Raw genomic sequence first — 25253 nt, 5'->3', positions numbered from 1 at the left:
GGCTGTTGCTTGCGCGGGGCTGATGATGGAGGCCAATGCACAACTTGGTGTCGGCCCTTCAGGTCGTCTTCGGCTGACAGAACGAGCGCGCCTTGTCGGTCCACGCGCCGAAGCCGCTCGAGACGAGATGCGCGACGATGTGACAGACGTAGCGCTTCTGTGCCGGCTGGTTGTTGGGGCCTGCATTGTAGCGGGCGACAGCCATGGTCCAGCTGCCCTCACGCTGCTTCAACTCCTTCAGGAAGCGCGCGGCGTAGTCGACATTCCCTGCGGGATCGAACATCGCCCGCACCGAGGCGAACTTGTCGCCGTGATAGTAATGGTTGATCTGCATGCAGCCGAGGTCGATCAGCTTGATCCCCTTGGCTCGCATGGCTTCAAAGTTGGCGATCGCGTCGTTCATGTCCTTGGCGAATACGGTCTGTCCTTCGGCGCCGAGCGCGTAAGGATAAAGTGCGCCGCGCCGCCCGGTCTCGGTCAAGCCGACCGCGTAGAGAATGCCGAGCGGGATTCCGTGCTGCTGGGACGCACGCGCCATCTCGCGCTCGCACGGGCGCGAATTGTCGGTTGCTGCAGCCGCAGCGCCGGCGTTACAGATAAACAGGGCCGCGACGAATCTGCGGCGCCACGTCCTGGTCATGACGCGTCTCCTGGTTGGACTGGCGCTCCTGTCGGGCTTGCTTCGCGCCGCTGTCCGCTTGTCCCGACGAATTGCTGGTACCGTCGAACGTGCCTTGCGACTGCGACGAGGGCTGTTGCTGGCCCGAAAGCTGCGGCTGCGACTGGCCGGAGCCGCTCTGGAAACCATCCAGCGAGCCGTGCTGGACGGGTGCAACATCGGCGACGTAGCCCGCCGACTGCATCAGGTCGCGGATCGAATCGCGCTGCTGGTCCAGCATCTGGCTCGTGTCCTTGCGCTCGGCGGCGAGGTGGACGGACACTTCGTTGCCGACGAGACGAAGGCGCACGGTGACATTGCCGAGCGCGGCCGGCTCGAGATTGATAGTCAGGATCTTGAGCGGCTGATCCGGCGCATTGGCTTGGGACGTGGTAAGATCTGGAGCTGCGGAGGCCGTCGGTGCCGGAGCTTCTTTCAGCTCGGCGACGACAGCGTTGGCAACCTGCTGCGGAGCGTTGAACTGCGCCGGCGGCAGATGGGTCTCCTGCTGGACCACGGTGACCTTGGTCGTTCCGGGCAATGTATCCCGCGCCGAAGCCTTGGCGGCACGCTCGACATTGGCCGCGATGGCCTCGAAGCCGGGTGCCGTTGCCGTCGGCGGCACACTGCTTTCCGGCGATGACGCCTGGTCGGTAACTCCGGCGTGCGAAGTCGCGGCCTGCGAATGCGCGGCGGCTGGAGCCACCGGAGATGGGAGCTCGGCTGTCGCCTTCGACGTGCCCATGGCCTGAACGTCGCGCTTCGTCGTGGCAGACCGCTCGTCGCGCCCGGACGCACCCTTCTTGTCGCCGGCCGGTGCTTGCATCTGCGGCATCACGACCTGCGGCCCGGCGACGCTCTCCTGCCCGATGATCCCGGCAATGCTCGATCGGCTCTGGACGTCGGCCTGCTCGGTATGATCGAGAAGTCCATGTTTCCCGGAGGGTTTGTCGACCTTTTTGTCGGAAGATTTCTCGGTGAGATTCTCGCTGGATCCGGGCTCTTCCTCGTCGCTCGCGTTGTCCTTCCCGCTCTGGTGCGCCAGGCGCGTCCGCAGCGTTCCGGCTTTGACGGCCGTGTCGCTGCCCCCGTCGTTGAGCGCCCGCTTCGCGAGATTCGAGACGGTGTGCAGCAGATCGTTGAAGGACGAGTCCGCCGGCGCTTTCGCCCCGGCGCTCTTGCCGGAGCGCGATGTGCCCCGCATGTTGAGGCTTTCGGCGAGACTCGAAAAGACCTGTCCGGAGGTTCCACTGAGCTTCGTCATGGACGGCGATCCCTGGTGAGGAGTTCGAGCTCGCCGAGCTGCTTCTGCGCGCGAGCAAGCGTTGCGGTCGACGACGCGAGGTCGAGACGCGCCGGCGTGACCGGAGGCTTGTCGGCTGCGGCGGCGGATCCGCCAGCGAACGGCTTGCGAACGTCGAGTGCGAGCTGCACCGTTGCATTGAGAAAGGGAATGTCGCGCTCCGGCAGCTTCGACCGGTCGAGCGCCTTCAACTCGGCGAGACCGCCGTCATATTCGTCGGTGAGCGCCCGCGACACGCCGCGAAACAAATGCGCCCGCTCGCGCTCCGCCGAGGCATCGGCGCTGAGTGCCAGCGCGCGTTCGCCGGCAAGCCGGGTCACGGCCAGCCCTCCGCGCACCATCGCGGTGCGCGCGATCACGAGATAGAGCTTGAGGCGGCTCGCGCGGTCGATCTGCTCCAGCAAAGTGCTGATCCGCGCAAACCGACGCTCGTCGAGCGCGAGGCTCGACTGCGTCAGACCCGTGGAAAAACGCTGCCAGAAGTCCCCCGCATAGACCGAGTTGTGGTAGTGCCGGATATAAGCCAGCGCCAGGAACTCGAACTTGTCGAAATCCTCGGCTTGCCCGACCAGCAAGATCTCTCGCCGCAGCGCTGCCTCCTCCACCAATGTGCCCGGCAGGAGCAGGCGCGCGTCATCCAGACGCTCGATTGCGAGCGATGCCTCGGCGCGTGCGAACAGCGCGCCCTGCACCAGCGCGAGCTGTCCGCCCAGGCCCGACGGAATTGTCCGCGGCTTGACGTCCTTGAGCAGTTCGCGCGCTTCGTCCTGACGACCTTCGACATAGGCAAGCGCGCCATCGAACAGCCGTCCGTCGACGTTCAGCTTGTCTCGCGGCAGCTTGCGGATGATTTGCGGTGCGCCGCCGCTGAGCAGATAGATGACGGCGGCCTGACCGTTCTGCGAATTACTCCACACGCCCGGATCGGCGGCGAGAAATTTTTCGCCGATCTGCCTGATCAATGCGCCGTGGCTGCCGTGTGCCGCACTATCGCCATTAGCGATGCCGTCCTGCACGGTCTGCAACGCCCGAACGAGCTCATACGGCTCGCTCGATGTCGATGCCGCCGGTGCCGGCACCGGCGCCGCCTCGGCGAATGCGGCCGCCGCCGTGAACGGCAGCAGCAGCGCGGCTCGGAGAAGGGGCCAGATCAAGGACGCTTCTCCCGGACCATGATCTCGATCCGCCTGTTCTGCGCGGCCGCCGGATCGTTTTGAAGCTTCGGCCGCCGATCGGCATAACCCTCGACATGCTCGATGCGCTGCGCATCGACGCCGGAGCGGACCAGCATGTAATAGGCCATCTGCGCACGGGCCGTCGACAGCCGCCAGTTGTCGTAGGTCTCCGAACGGTACGGCCGATTGTCGGTGTGGCCGCGGACGATGATCACGCCGGGACGCTTTGTCAGCAGCGGGCCGATTTTGTCGATCACACGGATGAGTTCGGGCCGCGGCTCAGCCGAGCCGACCGCGAACATGCCGAAGTTCGCATCGTCGGTTAGGCTGATCAGCAGGCCTTCCTCGACCTGACGCACCTCGGCCACCGGTCCCGCGCCGGCCTTGACGTCTGACAGCGCATCCGCGATCGCCGACTGAAGCTGTTTGACCGTTAATTGCTGGGCCTGAACCGCGTCGCGCGGCTCGGATTCCTTCGTCGCATCGTTGGGACGCGGCTGCGCGGCGGCATTGGCTTGATTACCAGCCTGGGCACCCGGCTGCGCGCTCCCTTCGCGTGAGAACAGCGACGACGCGGGCCCCGGCGGCAGCAGAGGCGACAGGCTTGCGGACGACGCGTCGCCGTTCGGAGCCACGCTTCCGCCGGCATCGTCCTGCCTGGCTCGGCGTGCCTGCGGCTCGCCCTGGCCTGTCCCGGACGCAGTGTCGCGCGTGGACGCATTCGACTTGAACTCGGGCTCTGGCTTGGGCTTGGGTTCGCCCTCGATGATGCGATCGGCATCCTTGGCCGCCTGCGGCGCAAGCTTCCAATAGCCCGGATCGAACGGATCTCGGTAGGCGTCGCCTCCCTTGAGGCCATCCTCTTCGGCGGACGTCAGGGCGCCGGCGCGCCGCTGGCCCGAGGCCTGGTTCGCACTGCTGGCGATCTCGGCGAGCGTCGTATAGGGATCGCGGAACAGGACCTTCTCCTCGTAGAAGGGCGGCTTCTCGGCCGTCGGAGAGTCACCGCGACGTTCCTCGCTCGGTCCTCCCGGCTGGCGCCTGCCGTCCTGGCCGTCGAACGACGACGGCTCCTTCTTGGAGAGATCCTTGAGTCCCTTCGGGGCAGGTGCGTTCTCCGCGAGCTTGATCGGATTGAAATAGCTCGCGACCACCTGCTTCTGATCCTGGTTGAGTGCATTGATCAGCCACATCACCAGGAAGAACGCCATCATCGCTGTCATGAAGTCCGCATAGGCGATCTTCCAGACGCCGCCGTGCGGTTTCTCGTCGTCGAAGGCGCTCCGCCGGCGGATGATGACGAGTTCTGACTTCACCTCATTCATGACGGACTACCGGCGCGCCTCTTTCAGGCGCTCGCTCCAGGCTGTGATCTGCGTCTCGATCACGGTCTGGTCGGCCACGACGCGAACCTCGAAAGTATCGGCGGCCTCATACTCGAAGCCGGTTCGACGCGCCGTCCCGAGCTGCGTCCTCACCAGGTCGAGCAGTTCGCTCGGGCCGGTGACCTTGAACACCGGCACCGGCGAATTGCCGGTCAGCGCCGCAATCTGCTCGACCAGCGACCCGATCGCCTTGTCGCGGACCGCATCGGCGAGGAACGGCAGCAATATCCGCGCAACGGAGCTCGCGATGTTGGTCTCGATTTCGCGGCAAGCCGTCTCGAAGCCGCTGACCACCGCCACCGCCTGCTGGTCGGACCACTTGGCCCGCTCTTCACCGAGCCGGATCGCGCTGCGAACTCTTTCCTCGGCGATCCTGGACTCGCCCTCCGCGACGCCGGCCGCATGCCCGCGCCGAAAGGCATCGTCCAGGAGATTGGCCGCCGGGGCTTCCGCCTTCGGCGCCGGAGGCGGCGACTGAAGCTGCGGTTGCGAATGGGTCTGGGGCTGCGGCTGAGGCTCGCGCCGGGCTTCCTTCGGCCTCGTCAGCACATCCTGGATTTTGGGCGGCGGTGGAGGCGGAGGCGATTTGACCCGCCCGTTCGCGTCGAATTGCGTCAGGAGCTTTCCGATTGCCGCGTTCATGCCGCCTCCTCGCGTCGCATCCAGTCTTTAAGGATCGCTGCCGCCTGCATCTGATCGAGACGGACGATCTGCTCCAGCCGCTTCTGCGGCGTTCGTTGCATCTTGCCTTCGAGGTCTTCGACCAGGTTGAGCTCGCTCTCCTCGCTGTCTGCCAATGCAAGGGCGCCGGCGGCAGCCTCGAGCTGGGCAGCTTCCGCCGCCTCGGTCTGCTCCTGCGCCGCGCGATGGGTCAAAATGCCGTTGACCGCAGGACGAAGTCCGAACCACACCAGCATCGAAGCGACGGCCAGGATCGTGACCGCGTTGATGACGCTGCCGAGCTGCTTGTTGATCATCTCGACGAAGCTGATCGGGGGCACCGGCGCCAGTTCGCGCGAGCCTTCGATGAAATCGACGGCCGTCACCTGGATCTGGTCGCCGCGCGCCTTGTCCAGACCGCCGGCCGTGGCCGCGAGTTGGCTGATCTCGGCGAGCTTGCTGTCGACGATGGCCTGGTTGCTCTTGTCGCCGAGGTCGGCAATGAGCCGTCCGCGGTTCACCAGCACGGCAATGAACAGCTTCTTCACCGAATAGCCGTCGCTCACCGTCGTCGTGGTCTTGGACGAGACCTCGAAATTGGTGACGTCCTCGCGGCGCGTCTTGTCCTCGCTGGAGTTCTTGGTGCCGCCGGCGTTCACCTGCTGGTCGGGAAGATTCTGCTGCACCGTGGTCGGCTGCGAACGATCCGCGTTCTGTGACTTCTCGTTCTCGCGGACATTCCGGACCGAGCGCTCGGCGCGGCTTTCGGGGTCGTAGACAGTTTCGTTGATCTGCCGCTTGTCGGTGGAGAGCTGCGATGCAACGCTCACTTCGAAATTGTCGAGGCCAAGATACGGCGTCAGCGCCTTGCGGATGTTCTCCTGCACCATCCCGCCGACCGTCTTCTGCAGGCTCGCCATCTTGGTCGGAGCAGCAGTCGCCTCGTCCTCTTCGGCAAGCAGCATCGAACCGTCGGCGTCCAGCACCGTGACCTTGTCGCGAGTCATGCCCGGAATGGCCGCCGCGACGAGATGACGGATCGACTGCGCCGTGCGTGCCTCGATCGCGCCGTCGGTGCGCAGCACGACCGATGCCGAAGGCGGCTGCTGCGTCGCGCGGAACGACCCCCGCACCGGCATCACGATATGCACCCGCGCCGCCTTCACGCCCTTCATCAACTGCACCGTGCGGGCGATTTCGCCTTCCAGCGCCCGGAGCTTGGTGACCTCCTGCATGAACGAGGTCAAACCCAGCGACCCGATCTTGTCGAACAGCTCGTAGCCGGAATTTGCGCTGGTCGGCAGCCCCTTCTCGGCGAGCAGCATCCGCGCTTGCATGGTCTGGCTCGGACGCACCGAGACCGCGTCGCCGGCCGTACTGACGTCGAAGGTGATGTTCTGCTCGCGCAGGGCGGCACCCATGCGCGTCACATCTTCGCGGGAAAGGCCCGTATAGAGCGTTTCGAATTCAGGCCGGCTCAGATAATAGGCGCCGCCCACGACGGTGACGAGAACGGCGAAACCGATCAATCCCAAGGCCATCAGGCGTCGCGGCCCAAGCTCCAGCAGATTGTTGAGCAGTTGCTGTATCTGCGCACGACTGAACAGCATGTGACCTCATACCAATGCGAACGTAGAGGACACTCTGCTGCCAACCTTGTCTGAAGGTTGCGCGAGACCACGAATGTGTCGGTTCGCAGGCGAGGCGTTGCAATTTTACAAGAGACTGAGTGACGCAATCGCGCGCGTCGGCAACAAGCGGACGGCCGGTCGCATCGCGGCGCGATCGGCGACGGCGTGTTGCCTGGAAGGTGGCGTCAGGAGATCGATGTTGGCACGTCGTGTGCCGTCAGATCCGCCGTTCATGACGGAGACCGTGCTCCCTGAGGAGCACGGTCGTTTTCGAAGCCGCGACTTAGCGGAACAGCGACAGGATGCTCTGGCTGTTCTGGTTGGCGATCGAGAGCGCCTGAACGCCGAGCTGCTGCTGGGTCTGGAGCGCCTGCAGCCGGGTCGATTCCGCGTTCATGTCGGCGTCGACGAGCTGGCCGACACCGCGATCCACGGAGTCCATCAGGGTCTTGACGAACTCAGTGTTGGTCGCGAGGCGGTTCTTGACGGCACCGAGATTGGCGGCGGCCGAGGCCACCGAGTTGATGCCGGCGGTGACCTGCGCGATGTAGCCATCGAGCGTGGTCTGGTCAGCTGCCGAGTCGGTCAGCACGGAGATGCTCATCGTGTCGATCGACGGAGAGGTCGAACCGGCCGTGTCCAGAATGCCGCCCTGCGCCGAGGTGTAAAGCGAGTAGTTGGCGGTGGTCACCGTGATGGAGCCGATGGTGGGCGTACCGCCGACGCGCGAGTACGACGACACCAGGTTGAAGGTCGTCGGCGTCGTGGCGGTCGTGCTCAGCCAGTTGATGCCGTTGAAGGTCGCCGAGTTGGCCTTGAGCTTCATATCCTGCTGGATCTGGGTGATGTCAGCCTGGATCTTGGTGCGGTCGATACCAGCGGTCTTGGCTTCGACCAGCAGCGCCTGGAGCTTGGTCAGGCCGGAGTCCTTGTCGCCGATGACCGAGGTCAGAGCAGTATATTCGGTGTCGACGGTCGCAGCCGACAGACCGAGCGAGTCGGAAACCGCGGAAAGCGCGGCGTTGTCGGAGCGCATCGACGTCGCGATCGACCAATAGGCGGCGTTGTCTGAGGCGGTCGAAACACGCATACCGGTTGAGATCCGGTTCTGCGTCGTCGCGAGCTGCGAGCTGACGTTGCGAAGGGTCTGCAGCGCGGTCATTGCAGACGAGTTGGTGAGGAGGCTAGAACCCATTTTGATGTCCCTTTGGAGATTGGATTGAGTTGGGGACATACCGGACTTGCACCGGTACGGCAGGGCGGCGTCATGCCTTTGGGCTGCGCAAAAGCGTCAAGGCCCAACCTGTCGTAACGGCGACGATAGCCCGCGAAGCTTGTGCGGGGCTTGTGGCCCTGTGTCTTGACCGCAACAGGGCAGCCGAAATTACGGCGCGCGACGTCACGGCCAAGCGAAAGGGCCGCGCTTCGCGAGAAGCGCGGCCCTCCCCGGATGGTTCGAGGTTTAGCGGAACAGCGACAGGATGCTCTGGCTGCTGTTATTGGCGATCGAGAGCGCCTGCACGCCAAGCTGCTGCTGGACCTGGAGGGCCGACAGCCGGGTGGACTCCTGGTTCATGTCGGCGTCGACGAGCTGACCGATACCGCGGTCCACCGAGTCCATCAGCGACTTCACGAAGTCCGTGTTGGTCGAGAGGCGGTTCTTGACGGCACCGAGATTGGCGGCGGCCGAGGCAACCGAGTTGATGCCAGCGGTGACCTGCGCGATGTAGCCATCGAGCGTGGTCTGGTCAGCTGCCGAGTCGGTCAGCGCGGAGATGCTCATCGTGTCGATCGACGGAGCGGTCGAACCAGCCGTGTCCAGAATGCCGCCCTGCGCCGAGGTGTAGAGCGAGTAGTTGGCGGTCGTCACGGTGATGGAGCCGATGGTGGGCGTGCCGCCGATACGCGAATACGATGACACGAGGCTGAAGGTCGTCGGCGTCGTGGCGGTCGTGCTCAGCCAGTTGATGCCGTTGAAGGTCGCCGCACTGGCTGTCGCCTTCATCTGCTGCTGGATCTGGGTGACGTCGGCCTGGATCTTGCTGCGGTCGATACCGGCGGTCTTGGCTTCGACCAGCAGGGACTGGAGCTTGGTCAGCCCGGAGTCCTTGTCGCCGATGACCGTGGTCAGAGCGGTATATTCGGTGTCGACGGTCGCGGCCGACAGACCAAGCGAGTCGGAGACCGCCGAGAGCGCGGCGTTGTCGGCGCGCATAGACGTCGCGATCGACCAATAGGCAGCGTTGTCCGAGGCGGTCGAGACGCGCTGGCCGGTGGAGATGCGGGTCTGCGTGGTGGAGAGCTGCGAGCTCACAGACCGCAAGGTCTGGAGTGCGGTCATGGCGGTCGAGTTCGTAAGCAGGCTTGACATTGCGAATGTCCCTTTATGTACGCGTTACATTTTCACGAGGGGACATACCGGGCTTTCACCGGTACGGAGGGGCGGCATCATGCCTTTGGACTGATATGGGTGGGGTCCAACCCGCCGTGCCGCATTACTAACACGCCGAATCTTGCGCGCAGATTAAGATCGGCTTGAATTACGCCGTAAAATCAGATGGTTAACAGTACCTATTGCTAACCATAGGGCGGTACTTCTCGCTAACCATAACGATCCCTCTGGCGCTCGTTGCCGTTACGAGAACGACCGCACCAGCCCGGAGGCGAGCAGGTTCCAGCCGTCGATCAGCACGAAGAACAGCATCTTGAACGGAAGTGCGAGGATCGTCGGCGGCATCATCATCATGCCCATCGACATGGTCAGCGTCGCCACGATCATGTCGATGACGAGGAACGGCAGGATAATGAGGAATCCGATTTCGAACGAGCGCCTGAGCTCGGAAATCATGAAGGCCGGAATGATGACGCGCATGTCGACGCGCTTGTCGTCGAACTTCCTGCGGAAGCTCTCCGCGGCCAGCGATTCGAACGTCTGCAGATCCTTGTCGCGAACATGGGCCAGCATGAATTCGCGGAACGGATCGGTGATCTTCAGATAGGCCTCTTCCTCCGATATCTCATTCTTCATCAGCGGCTGGATGCCGGTTTCCCAGGCGCGGTCGAAGGTCGGCGCCATCACGTAGAAGGTCATGAACAGCGCAAGGCTGATCAGCACCAGATTTGCCGGCGTGGTCTGGAGGCCGAGACCGGCCCGCAGGAACGACAGCGCCACCGCAAATCGCGTGAAGCTCGTCACCATGATGAGCAGTCCCGGCGCCACGGACAGCACCGTGATCACCGCCATCAGCTGGATGATCCGGCCGCTGGTCGAGCCGTTGCCCGGCGGCAGCAGCGAATTGAGGTCCGGAATCTGGGCCAGTGCCACTTCGGGCAGCACGACCAGGAGCAACGCAAGCAGCAGGACTCTCAGTTTCACTGAATCACCAACGTCTCAATGATCAATTCGCGGATCTTGCCCGAGGAGCGGATATTGGCGCGTTCGGTCAGGTCGTCACGCAGGTGCTGAAGCCCGCGCGATCCCTCGAACTGCGCCACCGTCGCCGACCGCAGATAGGTGACGATGTCCTCGCTGACATGGGCCGCCAGGATGCCGGCATCCTCGTCGCTCATGCTCTCGGTCACCATGGAGGCTTCGATGCGGGCCCAGTTGTTGGCCGGCGCGCCAAGATTAGTCACGATCGGGGACAGCTTCCTGAGCCGCGCGCTGCCGGCGTAGCTCGAGGCAAGAGGCGGCGGCGTGGCGGTTTTCTTCGCATCGGCGACGCGCTCGGCGGCCGCAAACAGATGCAGGCCGGCAAGCGCGCCCGCACCGATCGCGATCAGGGTCAACACCAGGATGGCTGCAATCAGGCGCATGACGTCCCCTGCCCCCGCGACGCGGCCCGACGGTCGCGCATCTCAGAACGGTGCCACGGCGTCATAGATCCGATGTCCCCATCCAGGCTGCTGCACGTCAGAGAGATTTCCGCGACCGCCATAGGCCACGCGTGCCTCGGCGATCTTCTCGTAGGAGATCGTGTTGGTTCGCGAGATATCACGTGGACGCACGATGCCGCCGACGTTGAGCACGCGCATTTCCGTGTTGACCTTGAATTCCTGCGAGCCGCTGATCATCATATTGCCGTTCGGCAACACGTCGGTGACGATGGCCGCGATCGACAGCTTGATATCCTCTGTGCGGTCGATCTGGCCGTTGCCCTTGATTTGGGTGTTGGTGTTGAGGTTGGCGCTCGCCGAGCCCTTGTCTTGCCATCCCGCAACGTCCATCAGCCAGTCGAGCCCGAACTTGATCTGCGAATCTCGCGAGCGGCCGGTCTTGTTGTCCAGCTTGGCCTTGTCCTGCATCGAGATGATCACCGTCACGACGTCGCCAACGCGCCGGGCGCGGGGATCGCGGTAGAGGTCGGTGCCATCGTCCCAGGTCGAGCGATAGCTGACGGGCGAGTGCATACGGGGCGTCACGGGAATCGGATCGGCCTGCGTCCTCAGCCCGCTCCCGACCGGCGACAATCGCGGGCCAGTCAGGACCTCGGCCGGATCAGTGACGCATCCGGCAAGCGAGAACAGCGACAGGATGAGGATCAGGTTCTTCATCTATTTGGTCTTTCCGTCATCCACGCGACGCATTCCGCCGAGCAGATCGGCGAGGTGCGCCGCGCGCCCCGTCTCCATCTCGTTGAAGATTGCGCTCGAGCTCCTCGGGCTGAGCTTTGCGAGCACGGCCGCAGCCGTCTCGTCTGCCATTCCGGCGATCTGGGTTGCGGCGGCATCCGGCTTCATGCGCGAGTAGATCTCGACGACGCTCGCTTCGGCCTTCTTCAGGAAGTCGTCGCGCAACGCCATCCACTTCTCATATTCCGCGCGCTTGGCCTCAACCTCGGCGATCCGCTCGCGAAGCTGGTTCTCGGCCTTTTCCAGCTCCTTGAGCTGCCAAGCCAGCCTTGCATCGACGGCGGGGTCGGCGACATTGCTGCAGAACAGGGCGACTTCGTTGTCCGCGGTTGCAGCGGCCGGGGGCGGCACCGGCTTCGGCGGCGCCGTGACGCTGCCGGGCTTGGCCGGTCGCGGCGCGGCTGTGGCTGCCGGCGCGGGCTTCTCGGAGGCCGGCACGGCACCCGTGGTCGCGGGTCCCGAATCTTCGGCTGCCCACGCCGTCGCTCGCATCGATGCATTGTCGCTCGGGATCGACGAGATCGGCTTCTGCGGGCCAGGCGCGCGGGCGCGTGCGAAGGACAGCAGGTTGAGCGGCTTCGACGGCTTGGCCTCATCCAGCGCCAGGACGGGCGAAGCGCTCGCGAGCGCGGAGGCCGCGACCAGGAGGAGGAGTTTGGCTTTATGATCCAGCTTCAACATCGGCCCGCGTACGATTCTCGGTCGAGAGAGCATTGAGCGACCAAGCTTGCACGGCGCTTACGCGTCATTGCACGATGACATCCGCCTGGAGGGCGCCGGCCGTCTTGATCGCCTGGAGGATCGCGATGATGCCGGATGGTTTCAGGCCGATCTGGTTCAGGCCGCGCACCAGGCGCTGGAGATCGACGCCGCTCAGGATCGCCACCTGCGATCCGGCTTCGTTGGCCTCGACCACGGTCTGGGGCACGACCACCGTCTGCCCTTTCGAGAAGGGCGCCGGTTGCGACACCACGGGAAGCTCGGTGACGCGGACCGTCAGATTGCCGTGCGTCACGGCAACGGTCGATATCCGTACGTCGCGTCCGATCACCACGGTGCCGGTACGTTCGTTGATCACGACCCGCGCCGGCGTGTCCGGCTCTACGGTCAGCTCGCCGATTTCGGCGAGGAAGCGGACCGGTCCGATATGGCGCGGCTTCGACAGCACGATGGTGCGGTAGTCGCGCTCGAAGGCGATCTGCGCGCGGTAGCGTCCGCCCGCGTAGCGATTGATGGCGTCGAGGATTCGCGTTGCGGTGACGAAGTCGGGGTTCTTGAGCTCCAGCACAAGATACTCCATTTCGTGGAGGCTACCCTGCACCTCGCGCTCGACCAGCGCGCCGTTCGGAATGCGGCCCGCGGTCGGCGAGCCCTGGCTGACGTTCTGGGCCTGGCCACCGACGCTGTAACCGGCGACCGTGACCGCGCCTTGCGCCACTGCATAGACCGCGCCGTCCGCCGCGCGCAGCGACGTCATCACCAGGGTGCCGCCGAGCAGCGAGGTCGCATCGCCGAGCGACGACACGGTCACGTCCATGCGCTCGCCCGCACCGATCGAGGGCTGCAGGTCCGCGGTCACCATCACGGCCGCGACATTGCGCGTGCGCAGCGTCGTCGGACGCGGCGGATTGTTGGTGCTCGTGGTCTCGTTCCGGACATTGATGCCCATGTTCTCGAGCATCGATTGCAGGGACTGCTCCGTGAACGGCGCATTGCGGAGCGTGTCGCCGGTGCCGTTCAGGCCGATGACGAGGCCGTAGCCGACGATCTGGTTTTCGCGCAATCCCTTGATGTCCGCGATGTCCTTGATGCGGACGGCGGCCTGGGCGCTGGCGGCGGAAACGAGCAGGACGAGCGCAAGCAGGACTCTGGTCATGACCCGTCCACGACCTTGACGGTGCCGTCCGGCTGGACGACGGCCCTGATGATCACACCGGTGTCGGTGTTTCGTATCGGGATCAGCGCGCCGGGCGCACCCGACTGCATCGCTGCGCCGTAGGTCACGATCGACAGGCCGCTGTCTTCGACCACGACCTTGACCATCGCGCCGCGGGCGACCGTCCAGGGATCCTCCACCGAGTTGGTCGGGATCGGCTGGCCGGGGAGCAGCGCGCGACGCGCCATACGGCCGACCAGGACCTGGCGTCCTTCGATGAACATGGCCACGCCGAGCACGTTCGGCGCGAAGGCGCGCTCGGTGATCATGTCGTCCCGGATCAGCTCGCCGGCGCGGATCGAGACGGCCGGCACGGGAAGCCGCTTCTCCTCGGCCGCGGCGGGACGCGCCGAGACGAGAACCAGCAGCACGGCGGCCAACCCGCGCATGATCGAGCCCATCCTGTTCAACATGGATACACCGGAACTAGCGCATGCCCTTCGAGACCGTCTGGGCCATTTCATCCGAGGCCTGGATGACCTTGGCATTCATTTCGTAGGCACGCTGGGCAGAGATCAACTCGGTGATTTCCTTGACCGGGTCGACGTTCGAGGCTTCGAGATATTGCTGGTTGATCTTGCCGTAGCCGGAATCGCCGGGCAGCCCGACGACCGGCGTGCCGGACGCCGTGGTTTCGCGATAGAGATTGCTGCCCAGCGGTTCGAGGCCGGCCTCGTTGGCGAAATTGGCGAGGTTGAGCTGGCCGATTTGCCTCGGGTTCACTTCCGTATCCAGCTTGGCAAACACCTGTCCGGTCTGGTTGACCGTGACCTGGACCGTTCCCTGCGGCACCGTGATAGCGGGATCCAGCAGATAGCCGTCGGTCGTGACGAGCTGGCTGTTGGCATTGGTGTTAAACGAGCCGGCACGGGTATACTGCACCTCGTTGTTCGGGCCGAGCACCTGAAACCAGCCGCGGCCGTTGATCGCCATGTCGTAGGGATTGCCTGTCTGCGTGAGCGCGCCCTGGATGTGCAGCTTGCGGATCGCCGCCGACTTGACGCCGAGGCCGAGATTGGCGCCTTCCGGAATCGGCGAGGAGCCGCTGGTGTTGGCAACGCCCTGCATGCGGTCCATCTGGTAGAACAGATCGGTGAACTCGGCACGCGCCCGCTTGTACGACGTCGAGTTGATGTTGGCGATGTTGTTCGCGATGACTTCGATGTTGGTCTGTTGGGCGTTCATGCCCGTGGCCGCGATAGCAAGCGATTTCACAGCGTCACTCCTTGATCAGATCGACATCCGAACGACTTCTTGATAGGCCTGCACGACCTTGTCGCGAACTGCGACCGCCGTCTGCAAGGCCTGCTCGGCCGACATCAGCGCCTCCACGACGCGCCGCGTCGATTCCTTGCCCTGCATCGCCGAGATCGAGGCAGCCTCGCCCGCCTTCAGCGTCCCGATCGCGTCCGTCGTCACCTGCTTCATGACCGATTCGAATCCGACGTCGCCGCCGGACTGGATCGCGGGCGTGGCCGCCGGCGAGATGGCCTGCGCCTCGGTCGCGCGGCTCGCCGCCTGCGCAGTTGAGATCGCCGTGGATGAAATTGCTTCAAGCATTGTCAGCTCCTCAGCAGGTCGATGGTCATGCCCAGCATCGACCTCACCTGTTTCACGACCTGGAGATTGGCTTCATAGGAGCGGTTGACTTCCCGCATGTCCGCCATCTCGATCATCATGTTGACGTTCGGCAGCTTGACGTAGCCGGCCTTGTCGGCAGCGGGATGCCCCGGCTCGTACTCCACGCGGTACGGCGTGGTGTCGACGCCGATTTCCTTGACCTTCGCCAGCTGCGCGCCCGAGGCGCGGTCCATCGCGGCATCGAAGGTGATCGTCTTGCGTTGATAGGGATCGGCGCCCGCGGCGCGCCCTGTCGACGTCGCGTTGGCGAGGTTCTCCGAGACGATGCGCATGCGCGTCGACTGCGCTTCGAGCCCGGAGCTCGCGACCGTCAACGAGGATTGCAGTGAGTCCAGCATGTCAGTTCACCTCAGGTCTTCGCACTCGACAGCAGCATGCGGTGAAACGACCGCACGATAGCCGAGTTCATCGAGTAGTCGCGACTGACGTCGCTGCCCTTGATCATTTCCTGCTCGAGACTGACGGAATTGCCGGAGTGAACCACGTCCCAGCTGTCCTTCTTCGCGGTCGCCCGGGTGTCGCTCTCGGCAGCGGAGAGCTGCATGTGGGATGGCGCCGTCGTCGCGAGCCTCACCGGCATGCCATCGAGCACCTTGTTGAAGGGCTCGACGTCGCGCGCCTTGAAGCCCGGCGTGTTGGCGTTGGCGACGTTGGTGGCGATCGTCGATTGGCGGAGCTCGAGATATCGCGCCTGCGACGATGCGAGTTCGAAGAGATAGAGCGGTCCCACGGCAGCACCATTCTGGTTCAGACGGTGTAACCTTAGGGTCGCAAGCTTTCGTCAGGCTGATGGAAGGGACGCCGTCCTCGGAATTCTACTGGACCTTCTCGGATCGCGGCGTCTGCTTGGACTGCAGGAAGTAGATGATCTCGGCGACCGGCCGGAAGAACTCCGCCGGAATCACCTGGTCGACCTGAACCGCCTCGTAGAGCGCGCGCGCCAGCGCCTTGTTCTCGATCACCGGAATTCGGTTCTGCTCGGCGACTTCGCGGATCTTCAGCGCAATCACGTCCATGCCCTTCGCCACGACGATCGGGGCCGGATTTTCTTCGCGATTGTAGCGCAGCGCGATCGCGAAGTGCGTCGGGTTCGCGATCACCAACGTCGCGCGCGATGCGGAGGCGATCATGCGCTGGCGCGAGCGGTCGCGCGCCAGCGAGCGCAGGCGCGCCTTGATCAGCGGATCGCCTTCGGCCTGCTTGTGCTCGTCCTTGATCTCCTGCCGCGTCATGCGCAGCTCGCGCCGCCAGTGGAAGCGCGCCCAGGCGAGATCGACCGCGACCAGGACGATGGTCGCGATGCAGATCGCCGAGACGATTCGCATGGCGATATTGAGAATCATCTCCGGCAGCGCGACCGGATCAGTGTACATCGCCTCGAACGCCTTCGCTTCCGACGAGCGCAGAACGAACACGACGACGATAGTCACCGCGGCGAGCTTGAACAGCGACTTGGCGAACTCGACAAGGCCCTGCGATCCAAACAGCCGGCTCCAGCCGCTGAGCGGCGAGATTCGCGATAGATCCGGCGTGATGCGCTGGAGCACCAGGCTGGGAGCATTTTGCAACAGCGAGGCTGCCAGCCCGAACGCCGACAGAGTGACAACTAGCGGCACCAGGAATCGCAATGCCTGAAGGCCTACCACTGTGAGAAGGTTGAGGGCGTCGGCCCCGGTGCTGAGAGGGAAGCCGTCGGGATCGTCGAGAAAGCCCGACAGCATCGGCGTCAATTGCTGCACGCCCTGACCGATCAGAAACATCTGGATCACCATCAGAGCCGCCATCGACGCGAAGATGGAAGCCTCCCGAGAGACCGGGATTTTGCCCTGTTCGAGCGCATCGCGGACTTTCTTCTCGGTCGGCTCTTCTGTCTTGCTCTCCTGATCGGTTGTTTCTGCCATGCCGGTTCAGCGGTCAGCGGAAGACCAGCTCATCCTCCTGCTCGGGGTTGAGCTCGATTTCGCCCTTTTCCGCGAGGTCGAGCGCGAGGTCGGTGATCACGCGCCGCGCCTCCAGCACATCGCGCTGGTTCGACGGTTCGCCAATGGCGAGTTCGTGCTCGACGACCCGGCGGACGCGCGAGGCGACCGAGGACAGGATCATCTCGCGGAAGTGCTTGTCCGTGCCCTTCAGCGCGATGACGATGCGATCGGTCGGCACCTGGTCGAAGATCATGGTGCGCGCCTTCGGCGTCAGGTTGGTCACGTCGTCGAAGGTGAACAGCAGCTCCTTCAGCACTTCGGCCGACTTCGGCCGCTTCTCCGACAGGCTCTTCAGCATGTCCTCGATGTGTCCGCGCTCCATCTTGTTGATGATGTCGGCGACGCGGGCATAAGTGTCCGCGCCGAGGTTGCGGGCGAAATTCAGCGTCAAATCCTCATGCAGCGTCTTCTCGAGGACCCTCAGGGCGTCGTCGGCGATCGGCTTGAGGCTGAGCACGCGCCGCATCAGCTCGTTGCGCAGGCTCGACGGCAGCTGGCTCATGACCTTGGCGGCGCAGGACGGCTTGACCTTGGACAGGATGAGCGCCGCGGTCTGCGGATGCTCCTTGGACAGGTAGCTTGCCAGTGAGTTTTCCGACACCGACGAGACGCGGTCCCACACGGACCGGCTCGAATTGCCGAGCAGGTCCGACATGATGGCCGAGACCTGGTCGGCCGGAAGCACGTCGCCGAGCACGGCTTCCAGGCCGCCGAGGGTGCCGAGAATGTTGGCGCCCATCGAGAATTGCTGGGCGAACTCCTCGACGATCGCTTCGAGTTCCTGCGCCGTGATCGGCCGCAGCTCGGCCGCGGCCTTTGTAACGGTGCGGATATCCTGCGGCTCGAACTGCGCGAGCACGCTCGCGGCCGCCTGCCGGCCCATGGCGAGCAGGAGTGCCGCGACCTTCTCCGTCCCGCCCAGCGTGGCAACGCCTCGCTGCTTGATGGGAGCCATGCCGACCTGTGCCGCCATGGTCAGGTATCACCCTGTCCCAACGGCCCGACAATTTCGGTGAGCGAGACGCCGAAGCGGGAATTGTCTTCTTCGACCACGACCACCTCGCCGCGGGCGACGACGCGGCCGTTGACGACGACGTCGACGGGTTCGCCGACCCGGTGGTCGAGCGGAACCACCGCGCCGCGGCCGAGCTTCATCAGGTTTGCCACCGGAATGGTGGCCGATCCCAGCACCACCTGCATGGTCACGGGAATGCGCAGGATAGCGTCGACATTGGCGAACTTGCCGGTCTCCTCCGCAGTGCGCGCGGCGATCTCCGCCAGCCGCTCCAGCGGAGATGTCTCGGTATGCCCCTCGTCGGACGCCGATGCTGACTCATAATCGAAGGATTGCGCCATCTGGTATCGCCTCTTGGTATTTCCACTCCCGGAGCGCCGCAACGTTCCGACCGTATTTATTCCGCCGGTTTCGGCTTCAATGCTTGTTCACGTCGGCGCCGCCCGCGGTCGCCGCGGATCCGAGCCCGCTCCTCGCATCGAGCGCCGCGATAGCCTCGTGGGCCTGATCGATCTTCGTGCTCAGCACGTTGGCAAGCCGTCCGAGGTTTGCGGTGGAATCATGCGCCGCGGTGATGACCGTGTCGAAGGCGCCTGCCGTCTCCTGGACGATGGTCGAGAACTCGCCCTGGTAGCTGCGCAGCCGCGCCAGCTCACGATGCATCCGGGTCACCCGCATGCTGGTGAAGGCGAGCGCGATCAGCAGCACGGCATCAACGAGATAGGATATCATCGACGAACTCCCGTTTCTGATCGACGGGATCTGCCACCTGCATGGCGTAATAGCCATCAAGCTGGCCGATCTGACACCAGAACAGCACCTGGTTGTTGCTCTCGAGCCGGGCCAGCGTGCGCGGCGTGGCTTCGAGCTCGAGCACCTGTCCGACCTGGAACTTCACGACGTCGCCGAGCGAAATCATCTTCTCGTCCAGCACGGCGCTCAGCGTCACCTCGGTGCGGTGAACCTCGGTCTCCATCTGCTCGCGCCAGCGCGGATCGGCCGCGCGGCCGTCGCTGACGACGACGGTCGCGAGCTTCTGCCTGAGCGGGTTGAGCGCGGAGTGCGGAATGATGAGGAACATCTGACCGCCGCGGTAGAGCGCCTGCAGCATGATGTTCGCGCAGATCGACATGTTGCCGCTGCGCCCGATCGCCAGCGACGCCATGGCGGTCTCGACCCGCTCGACGCGGAAGGTGACGTTGGAGGTGCCGGCGAAAGCGGATTGCAGCGCCTTGGCGAACCGCTCGAACAGCGCCTGGACCAGGCGGATCTCGATGTTCGAGAAGCTGCGCTCGACGTCGAGCGGCGGTTCGGCGCCGTCGGAGCCGAACATCGCCTCGACCATCGTGAACACGAAGTCGCGGTCGAGCATGATGATGATGCGGGAGTCCCACTGCTCGGCATAGAGCACGGCCGCGACCGCGTTCGCCTCGTAGTCCTTGACGATGTCGCCGACACGGTCGTTGGTGATGCCGTTGACCGAAAAATAGCATGGCGTTCCAGCCATCGGCTGCAGGCTGTCCGTGCACGATGCCGCCATGCGATCGAAGATCACATTGAGCATCGGCATGCGCTCGATCGAGATGCCGGCGGCGTCCAGCAGATAGTTCGGCAGCGGCTTGCGCTGATCGACGTCGAGGGCTTCCATCATGATGCGCGCGCAGCCTTCGGTTCAGCTTCGGTCACGACCGCCTTGGGGCCCGCGATCGTCTCGTTCTCGACGACGTCGATCGAGGGCCGCTCGGGGCTCGCGATCATCTTGCGGCCGTGCTCGACGGCGATCTGCGGCATGGCGCCGTTCATGAACGCCAGCAGCGTCTGCTTGACGATGATGTAGGGCCGGCAACGCTTCTCCCGCGTCATCTTCACCTTCATCGCGAAGGGCGAAATGATGCCGTAGGACAGGAAAATGCCGGCGAAAGTGCCGACGAGGGCGGCGCCGATGAAGCCGCCCAGCAGCTTCGGCGACTGGTCGAGTGCGCCCATGGCCTTGATGACGCCGAGCACCGCGGCGACGATGCCGAGCGCAGGCAGAGCTTCCGAGACCACCACCAGCGCGTGATAGGGCGCCAGCTTGCTCTTCACGATGGTGTGGATCTCCTCGTCCATCAGCGCTTCGATCTCGTGCGTTCGCGCATTACCCATGATGATGAGACGGACGTAATCGCAGATAAACTGGAGCAGCGACGGATCTCCGAGCACGCTCGGGAACGCCTTGAAGATCTCGGAGGACGCGGGATCGTCGATATGCGCCTCGACCTCGTTGCGGCCCTTGCCCCGCAGCTCCCGCATCAGCGCGTGCAGCGCGCCGAGCAGATCGAGATAGTAGCGCTGGCCGGGCACCGCCCCCGTCACTGCCTGCACGCAGGCAAGCCCGGTATCCGCGACCGTCTTCCAGGGATTGGCCATGATGAAGGTGCCAGCCGCGGTGCCCATGATGATCACGAACTCCCACGGCTGCATGAGCACGCCCAGATGCCCGCCCATGGCGGCGAATCCGCCCAGCAGTGCCGCTACCGTGATGACGATCCCCACGAAACTGCCCAACGCGCCGCTCCATCACCGATCCCATCGGGAATATCTAGTCGGCGAGCCTTGCGCGAGGCTGGCTTCCCCCTCGCCAGCCTCGCGCAAGCGATTCACGGCAGCTTGGGACGACGTCGCGAGAGCGGCCAGAGGGGCGCGGGTCATGCTATCCACCATCGCGGACTACACCAGACTGACCAAGGACATGGGCAAGTCGCTGACACAGGTCGCGACGCAGCCGGATGTCAGCCGCGATACCGATTACTTCCTCAGCCACATCGGCAACGTGAAGACCATCGACGACTTCCTGAAGGACTATCGCCTCTATTCCTACGCGATGAAGGCATATGGCCTCAGCGACATGACCTACGCCAAGGCGTTCATGCGCAAGGTGCTGACCGAGGGTATCGCCGACAACAAGACCTTCGCCAACAAGCTGACCGACACCCGCTATCGGCAATTCGCCGCCGCGTTCAATTTCGCCGCCCTCGGCGACAAGGCGACACAAACCGCCGCGGCCACGGCCGGCACGGCGACCCAATACGTCACGCAGACGATGGAGGAGAAGGCCGGCGACCAGAACGAGGGCCTGCGGCTGGCGCTCTATTTCACGCGCAAGGCCTCCACGATCACCAATTCCTACCAGATCCTCGCGGACAAGGCGATGACGCAGGTGGTCCAGACGGCGCTCGGGCTGCCGTCGACGATCAGTTCGGCTGATATCGATGCCCAGGCCAAGATGATCACGAGCAAGATCAAGCTCACCGATTTCCAGGACCCGGCCAAGGTCACCAAATTCGTGCAGCGCTTCGCGGCGATGTGGGATGCGACCCAGGCCCAGAGCGACACCTCGACCAACCCGGCGCTGGTCCTGATCGGCGGCGCCGCACCGTCGATCAGCATGGATAGCAACGTGCTCACGACACTTCAGAACATCAAGTTCAACAGGTAAGTCATGCAATCGGCCCTCTATGTAGGATTGTCGGCGCAGGTCGCCCTCGAAAAGCGCCTCCAGACGATCGCCAACAACGTCGCCAACGTCAACACGGCGGCGTTCCGCACCGACGTGGTGAAGTTCGAGACGGTGCTGTCCAAGGCGGGCGCGAACCCGGTCGCCTTCTCCTCGCCCGGCGACAACATCATCTCGCGCGAGATGGGCAGCATCAGCGAGAGCGGCAACCCGCTCGACGTCGCCGTGGTCGGACAGGGCTGGATCGCCTTCGCCGGTCCGAACGGCACGGTCTATACGCGCGACGGTCGCCTCCAGATCGCCGCCAACGGCGACCTTCAGACCGTGTCCGGCTTCCCGGTCATCGATTCCGGCGGCGCCCAGATCACCCTCGATCCGAACGGCGGACCGGTCTCCATCGCGCGCAGCGGCGCGATCACCCAGGACAACAACGAAATCGGCACCATCGGCCTGTTCAACATTCCCGCCGACGCCAATCTCGACCGCTACGGCAATTCGGGCGTCACGCCCAACCGGCCTGCGACCGCCATCGCCGACTTCTCCCGCGACGGCTTCAAGCAGGGCTATGTCGAGGGCTCCGGCGCCAATCCGATGATGGAATTGACGAAGTTGATCGCGGCCTCGCGCGCCTTCGACGGCACCAATTCGATGATCGAGGGCACCGAGAGCTCGCTCCAGAACGCAATCCGGACGCTGGGCGAACCCGGCAAATAGACTGCGCTCCGCGCGCAATGAGGTTGGACGGTTTCCTTGAACGCTCTTCGGCAACTTGAGTGGGCGCTGCTGGAGCTTCAGCAGAGCACTCCCCTGGCAAGCGTCAGCGGCGCGATCTCCGAGATCGCGTCGACGCATTTCCGCGTCTCCGGCCTGTCGCGCTTCGTCAGGCTCGGCGAACTGATTGGCGTCAACTCCGGCGGCAAGCCCCAGATCGGCGAGGTGGTGCGGATCGACAGCGAGGGTATCATCGCCAAGCCGTTCGACCGGCAGTTCGCCGGCGGCCTCGGCTCGGTCGCCTACCGGATGCCGCCACTGTCCTTCGCGCCCGATCCGAGCTGGAAGGGCCGCGTCATCAACGCGCTCGGGGCGCCGCTGGACGGACAGGGCCCTCTCACCCCCGGGTCGCGTCCGGTCTCGGCCGAGGCGGAGGCGCCTTCGGCCATGAAGCGCGCGCGGGTCCACAAGCCGCTGCGCACCGGCGTACGCGTCATCGACCTGTTCGCCCCGATCTGCGCCGGCCAGCGCGTCGGCATCTTTGCCGGTTCCGGCGTCGGTAAATCGACGCTACTTGCGATGCTCGCCCGCAGTCAGGGCTTCGACACCGTCGTGCTGGCGCTGGTCGGCGAGCGCGGCCGCGAGGTGCGCGAGTTCATCGAGGACGTGCTGGGCGCCGATCGTCACCGCGCCGTCACGATCGTGTCGACGGGAGACGAGAGCCCGATGATGCGACGACTGGCGCCGAAGACGGCCATGGCGGTCGCCGAATATTTCCGCGACCGCGGCGAATCGGTCCTGCTCATGGTCGATTCGATCACCCGCTTCGCCCACGCAGCCCGTGAAGTTGCGCTCGCCGCCGGCGAGCCCGCGGTCGCACGCGGCTACGCACCCACCGTCTTCACCGATCTGCCGCGCCTTCTGGAGCGCGCCGGCCCCGGCGAGGAGGGGTCCGGGACGATCACCGGGATTTTCTCCGTGCTGGTGGACGGCGACGATCACAACGAGCCGATCGCCGATACCATCCGCAGCACACTCGATGGACACATCGTGCTCTCCAGGCACATCGCCGACCAGGCGCGCTACCCGGCGGTGGACGTTCTGGGTTCGGTCTCCCGCCTCGCCCATAACGTCTGGGATCCCGAAGAGCGCGAATTGGTGAGCAAGCTGCGCGCCATGATCGCCAAATACGAGGACACGCGCGACCTTCGCCTGATGGGCGGATACCAAACGGGACGTGATTCGGGGCTCGATCAGGCGGTCGACATGGTTCCGAGAATCTACGGCGCGATGCGGCAGGACGCCTCGGCCGCGCCAAGCGCCGATCCGTTTCGCGAACTGCGGGATATGCTCAAGGGCGACTAGCAAGTCTCAACTTGGGTCGGCCGCGAGGCGCCCGCGATCGCACCTTGCTCGTTGTTTTCGACAGGCGATTGCGCATGCCGCCACGCTTACAGCGCATGCGCCTGCGCGACCGTCTCCGGTTTCGGCCGTGATCTTCTCCACCGTTCGGGTGAGGCAGCCGCGCCGAATGCGACTCCATCCTCCGGCCCGGACAACCGCCGCGTGTACTTCCTGTGAGTTCCCTCGGACAATTCTTGGCAGAACGCACAAGTTGTGGATGACATGCCGAGGCACATCGTCGTCGTGCACAAGCTTCGATCAACTTGCATCAACGACTGCCAACAATGGGCCGTGCAATAAAACTGTCGCATAGTCGCGTGCATGTTGCTGGTGGGACAGCGTATTGCGTTCACCATCATGTGTCCCGAAGCGCGAGATTGTCTTGAACGTTACATTCGCCTGCGACGACATCCAGTCTCCGAGAGGGTCTCTACTTGATTTTGTTGAGAAGCTCATTCATCGTTTCGTCGAAGATAAGAAACGTCTGCGTGTGACTTGAACCTTAGGGGCTTCGGTTGAACTACTCCGATCCATCGTCTGCTGGCGACGGCTACTCGGGCTCCCGTGCGACGACGCCGCGAATGGCATACCATCAGCAACACCGCTTCCCGCGCCATAGCTTGCAATGCCCATCGGTCCGGGTCGGGCCCCGGGCAGTCCGTGCCTTCATGCGAGAGAAGAGCACGGTGCATGTATCGGACATTGCCGGTGCTGCAGCTTCTCGCGAACGGCTGGTGCGCAACGACCGAAGGCGGCTCCGGGGCGCCGCAAACGTTTTTCCCGGGGCAAGGTAGGAATTCATGCCATTGGCAAGAGAAGCCGTGGAGCTGCTGGTTCAGGCGGCGAGGGCTTGGTATTTCGAAGGCAATCAGCATGGGTTGCGCGATCGAGAATGGATGGCGCTGCGCTTCCTCGGCCGCGCCAACAGGTTTTCGCGCACGCCGTCCGCGCTGGCCGGCTTCATCGGCGCCACCAGGGCCACTGCATCGCAGATCGTGAAGACGCTGGAGGGCAAATCCTTCCTGGTGCGAAAGCCGTCGCACGAAGACAAGCGTTCTGTCGTGCTGCACGTCACTGCGCAGGGCGAGAAGTGCCTGAGCCAGCACGATCCGATCAATCACGTGCTGAACGCGGTCACCGCGCTCGGACCCGACGAGTGCGTCAGGCTGCGCGATTCGCTGCGCGAGATCCTCAATCACCTCGACGCGGCGCATCAGCGGCTCGATGCCAGCATCTGCCGAGACTGCATGTTTCTCGCCGAACGCGGGCCGGGTACCGGCAAGGGACGCGCAACGGCCGAATTCATGTGCCGGCTGTATCGCGCGCCGGTTTCGCTGGAGGAGACCGAACTGCTCTGCACCAGTTTCGAGCGCACCCGCGACCGTCCCAAGATCGAGGAGCACCTCGACCGCGCGCGCGTCGCGAACCGAGGGTAAGGCACGCGTTATTTCCGCGCGCGGATTCTGCGCTACTTGCGGAAGATTGCGCAGCGTTGGCGAGAACGAAATGTGGCGCACACTCCGTCAAACCGTCATGTATGGACGGCCCCCTCTCGGCAAGGGCTTTTTGATGCTTCGGCAAACGGATCGGGGAGCGGTCATGTATACGGCCTCGAGAAGCGGCC

At 64.4% G+C, this 25253-nt stretch carries 28 protein-coding genes; 4 read left to right on the top strand and 24 right to left on the bottom strand.

What is annotated here, in order from left to right:
• Nucleotides 1–58: 58 nt before the first annotated feature.
• From ABIB90_RS21580 to motA, 24 genes are all read right to left on the bottom strand, one after another.
• Nucleotides 59–640 (bottom strand): transglycosylase SLT domain-containing protein, encoded by a 582-nt coding sequence (locus ABIB90_RS21580; protein ID WP_026232641.1) that lies wholly within the window; start codon nucleotides 638–640, stop codon nucleotides 59–61.
• Nucleotides 591–1922, bottom strand: a complete 1332-nt coding sequence (gene fliK, locus ABIB90_RS21575) for a flagellar hook-length control protein FliK (RefSeq protein WP_354160458.1) — start codon at nucleotides 1920–1922, stop codon at nucleotides 591–593. Before fliK ends, ABIB90_RS21580 begins: the two co-directional genes overlap by 50 nt.
• On the bottom strand, nucleotides 1919–3115 hold the full coding sequence (locus tag ABIB90_RS21570; RefSeq protein WP_354201318.1) for a chemotaxis protein: 1197 nt from the start codon (nucleotides 3113–3115) through the stop codon (nucleotides 1919–1921). The genes fliK and ABIB90_RS21570 overlap by 4 nt, the downstream gene beginning before the upstream one ends.
• The gene (locus ABIB90_RS21565) at nucleotides 3112–4461 is read right to left on the bottom strand and encodes a MotB family protein (protein ID WP_354160454.1); all 1350 of its coding nucleotides are present in this window, start codon (nucleotides 4459–4461) and stop codon (nucleotides 3112–3114) included. The genes ABIB90_RS21570 and ABIB90_RS21565 overlap by 4 nt, the downstream gene beginning before the upstream one ends.
• 6 nt (nucleotides 4462–4467) lie before the next feature.
• Nucleotides 4468–5163 carry a hypothetical protein gene (locus tag ABIB90_RS21560; RefSeq protein WP_354201317.1) on the bottom strand — a complete coding sequence of 232 codons (696 nt, stop codon included), beginning with the start codon at nucleotides 5161–5163 and terminating at the stop codon, nucleotides 4468–4470.
• A complete protein-coding gene (gene fliF / locus ABIB90_RS21555) occupies nucleotides 5160–6791 on the bottom strand; it encodes a flagellar basal-body MS-ring/collar protein FliF (protein ID WP_354160450.1) in 1632 nt (543 codons plus the stop codon). Before fliF ends, ABIB90_RS21560 begins: the two co-directional genes overlap by 4 nt.
• A gap of 304 nt (nucleotides 6792–7095) precedes the next feature.
• Nucleotides 7096–8007, bottom strand: coding sequence for a flagellin N-terminal helical domain-containing protein (locus ABIB90_RS21550; RefSeq protein WP_007595875.1), 912 nt, complete (start codon nucleotides 8005–8007; stop codon nucleotides 7096–7098).
• Nucleotides 8008–8274: 267 nt separating this feature from the next.
• On the bottom strand, nucleotides 8275–9183 hold the full coding sequence (locus ABIB90_RS21545; RefSeq protein WP_007595876.1) for a flagellin N-terminal helical domain-containing protein: 909 nt from the start codon (nucleotides 9181–9183) through the stop codon (nucleotides 8275–8277).
• Nucleotides 9184–9447: 264 nt separating this feature from the next.
• Nucleotides 9448–10188: a flagellar type III secretion system pore protein FliP gene (gene fliP, locus ABIB90_RS21540; RefSeq protein WP_007595877.1), complete on the bottom strand. Its 741-nt coding sequence runs from the start codon at nucleotides 10186–10188 to the stop codon at nucleotides 9448–9450.
• Nucleotides 10185–10628, bottom strand: a complete 444-nt coding sequence (locus ABIB90_RS21535) for a flagellar basal body-associated FliL family protein (protein WP_007595878.1) — start codon at nucleotides 10626–10628, stop codon at nucleotides 10185–10187. The genes fliP and ABIB90_RS21535 overlap by 4 nt, the downstream gene beginning before the upstream one ends.
• Before the next feature lie 42 nt (nucleotides 10629–10670).
• A complete protein-coding gene (gene flgH, locus ABIB90_RS21530; protein WP_354201316.1) occupies nucleotides 10671–11366 on the bottom strand; it encodes a flagellar basal body L-ring protein FlgH in 696 nt (231 codons plus the stop codon).
• Nucleotides 11367–12125: a MotE family protein gene (locus tag ABIB90_RS21525; RefSeq protein WP_007595880.1), complete on the bottom strand. Its 759-nt coding sequence runs from the start codon at nucleotides 12123–12125 to the stop codon at nucleotides 11367–11369.
• Nucleotides 12126–12189: 64 nt separating this feature from the next.
• Nucleotides 12190–13320: a flagellar basal body P-ring protein FlgI gene (gene flgI / locus ABIB90_RS21520; protein ID WP_354201315.1), complete on the bottom strand. Its 1131-nt coding sequence runs from the start codon at nucleotides 13318–13320 to the stop codon at nucleotides 12190–12192.
• Entirely contained in the window at nucleotides 13317–13793 is a 477-nt protein-coding gene (gene flgA, locus ABIB90_RS21515; RefSeq protein WP_219681286.1) for a flagellar basal body P-ring formation chaperone FlgA, read from the bottom strand. Before flgA ends, flgI begins: the two co-directional genes overlap by 4 nt.
• 13 nt (nucleotides 13794–13806) lie before the next feature.
• Nucleotides 13807–14595 carry a flagellar basal-body rod protein FlgG gene (gene flgG, locus ABIB90_RS21510; protein WP_007595892.1) on the bottom strand — a complete coding sequence of 263 codons (789 nt, stop codon included), beginning with the start codon at nucleotides 14593–14595 and terminating at the stop codon, nucleotides 13807–13809.
• A gap of 15 nt (nucleotides 14596–14610) precedes the next feature.
• Nucleotides 14611–14940 carry a flagellar hook-basal body complex protein FliE gene (gene fliE / locus ABIB90_RS21505; protein ID WP_007595893.1) on the bottom strand — a complete coding sequence of 110 codons (330 nt, stop codon included), beginning with the start codon at nucleotides 14938–14940 and terminating at the stop codon, nucleotides 14611–14613.
• Between the two features lie 2 nt (nucleotides 14941–14942).
• On the bottom strand, nucleotides 14943–15359 hold the full coding sequence (gene flgC / locus ABIB90_RS21500) for a flagellar basal body rod protein FlgC (RefSeq protein ID WP_007595894.1): 417 nt from the start codon (nucleotides 15357–15359) through the stop codon (nucleotides 14943–14945).
• Nucleotides 15360–15370: 11 nt separating this feature from the next.
• Nucleotides 15371–15751 carry a flagellar basal body rod protein FlgB gene (gene flgB / locus ABIB90_RS21495; RefSeq protein ID WP_354160444.1) on the bottom strand — a complete coding sequence of 127 codons (381 nt, stop codon included), beginning with the start codon at nucleotides 15749–15751 and terminating at the stop codon, nucleotides 15371–15373.
• An 85-nt stretch (nucleotides 15752–15836) separates the two neighbouring features.
• Nucleotides 15837–16922: a flagellar biosynthesis protein FlhB gene (gene flhB / locus ABIB90_RS21490; protein WP_354201314.1), complete on the bottom strand. Its 1086-nt coding sequence runs from the start codon at nucleotides 16920–16922 to the stop codon at nucleotides 15837–15839.
• A 13-nt stretch (nucleotides 16923–16935) separates the two neighbouring features.
• On the bottom strand, nucleotides 16936–17976 hold the full coding sequence (locus ABIB90_RS21485; RefSeq protein WP_354201313.1) for a flagellar motor switch protein FliG: 1041 nt from the start codon (nucleotides 17974–17976) through the stop codon (nucleotides 16936–16938).
• 2 nt (nucleotides 17977–17978) lie between these two features.
• Nucleotides 17979–18359, bottom strand: coding sequence for a flagellar motor switch protein FliN (gene fliN / locus ABIB90_RS21480; protein WP_007595899.1), 381 nt, complete (start codon nucleotides 18357–18359; stop codon nucleotides 17979–17981).
• A 76-nt stretch (nucleotides 18360–18435) separates the two neighbouring features.
• A complete protein-coding gene (locus tag ABIB90_RS21475; protein WP_354160441.1) occupies nucleotides 18436–18750 on the bottom strand; it encodes a hypothetical protein in 315 nt (104 codons plus the stop codon).
• On the bottom strand, nucleotides 18731–19669 hold the full coding sequence (locus ABIB90_RS21470; protein WP_007595903.1) for a flagellar motor switch protein FliM: 939 nt from the start codon (nucleotides 19667–19669) through the stop codon (nucleotides 18731–18733). The genes ABIB90_RS21475 and ABIB90_RS21470 overlap by 20 nt, the downstream gene beginning before the upstream one ends.
• Entirely contained in the window at nucleotides 19666–20565 is a 900-nt protein-coding gene (gene motA / locus ABIB90_RS21465) for a flagellar motor stator protein MotA (protein ID WP_354160439.1), read from the bottom strand. Before motA ends, ABIB90_RS21470 begins: the two co-directional genes overlap by 4 nt.
• A gap of 142 nt (nucleotides 20566–20707) precedes the next feature.
• Between motA and ABIB90_RS21460 the strand changes: the two genes are divergently transcribed.
• The 4 genes from ABIB90_RS21460 to ABIB90_RS21445 all read left to right on the top strand — a co-directional run bounded on the left by ABIB90_RS21460 (nucleotide 20708) and on the right by ABIB90_RS21445 (nucleotide 25065).
• Entirely contained in the window at nucleotides 20708–21496 is a 789-nt protein-coding gene (locus ABIB90_RS21460; RefSeq protein WP_007595912.1) for a DUF1217 domain-containing protein, read from the top strand.
• A gap of 3 nt (nucleotides 21497–21499) precedes the next feature.
• Complete coding sequence (gene flgF, locus ABIB90_RS21455) at nucleotides 21500–22228, top strand: flagellar basal-body rod protein FlgF (protein WP_354201312.1); 729 nt, start codon at nucleotides 21500–21502, stop codon at nucleotides 22226–22228.
• Nucleotides 22229–22264: 36 nt separating this feature from the next.
• Nucleotides 22265–23590: a flagellar protein export ATPase FliI gene (gene fliI / locus ABIB90_RS21450; RefSeq protein ID WP_007595917.1), complete on the top strand. Its 1326-nt coding sequence runs from the start codon at nucleotides 22265–22267 to the stop codon at nucleotides 23588–23590.
• Nucleotides 23591–24429: 839 nt separating this feature from the next.
• A complete protein-coding gene (locus tag ABIB90_RS21445) occupies nucleotides 24430–25065 on the top strand; it encodes a MarR family winged helix-turn-helix transcriptional regulator (RefSeq protein WP_354201311.1) in 636 nt (211 codons plus the stop codon).
• Nucleotides 25066–25253: the final 188 nt, after the last annotated feature.

This window comes from Bradyrhizobium sp. JR4.1 (assembly GCF_040548605.1).
GTDB classification, from domain to species: Bacteria; Pseudomonadota; Alphaproteobacteria; order Rhizobiales; family Xanthobacteraceae; genus Bradyrhizobium; species Bradyrhizobium canariense.
This window is presented reverse-complemented; position numbering and strand designations above follow the sequence as displayed.

What these genes read in the sequence shown, in the direction of transcription:
- ABIB90_RS21460 (WP_007595912.1), top strand. Translation starts at nt 20,708, where the DNA reads ATGCTATCCACCATCGCGGACTACACCAGACTGACCAAGGACATGGGC.
- ABIB90_RS21545 (WP_007595876.1), bottom strand. Translation starts at nt 9,183, where the DNA reads ATGTCAAGCCTGCTTACGAACTCGACCGCCATGACCGCACTCCAGACC.
- ABIB90_RS21525 (WP_007595880.1), bottom strand. Translation starts at nt 12,125, where the DNA reads ATGTTGAAGCTGGATCATAAAGCCAAACTCCTCCTCCTGGTCGCGGCC.
- fliK (WP_354160458.1), bottom strand. Translation starts at nt 1,922, where the DNA reads ATGACGAAGCTCAGTGGAACCTCCGGACAGGTCTTTTCGAGTCTCGCC.
- flgI (WP_354201315.1), bottom strand. Translation starts at nt 13,320, where the DNA reads ATGACCAGAGTCCTGCTTGCGCTCGTCCTGCTCGTTTCCGCCGCCAGC.
- fliN (WP_007595899.1), bottom strand. Translation starts at nt 18,359, where the DNA reads ATGGCGCAATCCTTCGATTATGAGTCAGCATCGGCGTCCGACGAGGGG.
- ABIB90_RS21565 (WP_354160454.1), bottom strand. Translation starts at nt 4,461, where the DNA reads ATGAATGAGGTGAAGTCAGAACTCGTCATCATCCGCCGGCGGAGCGCC.
- ABIB90_RS21535 (WP_007595878.1), bottom strand. Translation starts at nt 10,628, where the DNA reads ATGCGCCTGATTGCAGCCATCCTGGTGTTGACCCTGATCGCGATCGGT.
- ABIB90_RS21445 (WP_354201311.1), top strand. Translation starts at nt 24,430, where the DNA reads ATGCCATTGGCAAGAGAAGCCGTGGAGCTGCTGGTTCAGGCGGCGAGG.
- flgF (WP_354201312.1), top strand. Translation starts at nt 21,500, where the DNA reads ATGCAATCGGCCCTCTATGTAGGATTGTCGGCGCAGGTCGCCCTCGAA.
- flhB (WP_354201314.1), bottom strand. Translation starts at nt 16,922, where the DNA reads ATGGCAGAAACAACCGATCAGGAGAGCAAGACAGAAGAGCCGACCGAG.
- flgC (WP_007595894.1), bottom strand. Translation starts at nt 15,359, where the DNA reads ATGCTGGACTCACTGCAATCCTCGTTGACGGTCGCGAGCTCCGGGCTC.
- fliF (WP_354160450.1), bottom strand. Translation starts at nt 6,791, where the DNA reads ATGCTGTTCAGTCGTGCGCAGATACAGCAACTGCTCAACAATCTGCTG.
- flgA (WP_219681286.1), bottom strand. Translation starts at nt 13,793, where the DNA reads ATGTTGAACAGGATGGGCTCGATCATGCGCGGGTTGGCCGCCGTGCTG.
- fliE (WP_007595893.1), bottom strand. Translation starts at nt 14,940, where the DNA reads ATGCTTGAAGCAATTTCATCCACGGCGATCTCAACTGCGCAGGCGGCG.
- ABIB90_RS21560 (WP_354201317.1), bottom strand. Translation starts at nt 5,163, where the DNA reads ATGAACGCGGCAATCGGAAAGCTCCTGACGCAATTCGACGCGAACGGG.
- ABIB90_RS21485 (WP_354201313.1), bottom strand. Translation starts at nt 17,976, where the DNA reads ATGGCGGCACAGGTCGGCATGGCTCCCATCAAGCAGCGAGGCGTTGCC.
- ABIB90_RS21550 (WP_007595875.1), bottom strand. Translation starts at nt 8,007, where the DNA reads ATGGGTTCTAGCCTCCTCACCAACTCGTCTGCAATGACCGCGCTGCAG.
- ABIB90_RS21475 (WP_354160441.1), bottom strand. Translation starts at nt 18,750, where the DNA reads ATGATATCCTATCTCGTTGATGCCGTGCTGCTGATCGCGCTCGCCTTC.
- ABIB90_RS21580 (WP_026232641.1), bottom strand. Translation starts at nt 640, where the DNA reads ATGACCAGGACGTGGCGCCGCAGATTCGTCGCGGCCCTGTTTATCTGT.
- flgH (WP_354201316.1), bottom strand. Translation starts at nt 11,366, where the DNA reads ATGAAGAACCTGATCCTCATCCTGTCGCTGTTCTCGCTTGCCGGATGC.
- ABIB90_RS21470 (WP_007595903.1), bottom strand. Translation starts at nt 19,669, where the DNA reads ATGATGGAAGCCCTCGACGTCGATCAGCGCAAGCCGCTGCCGAACTAT.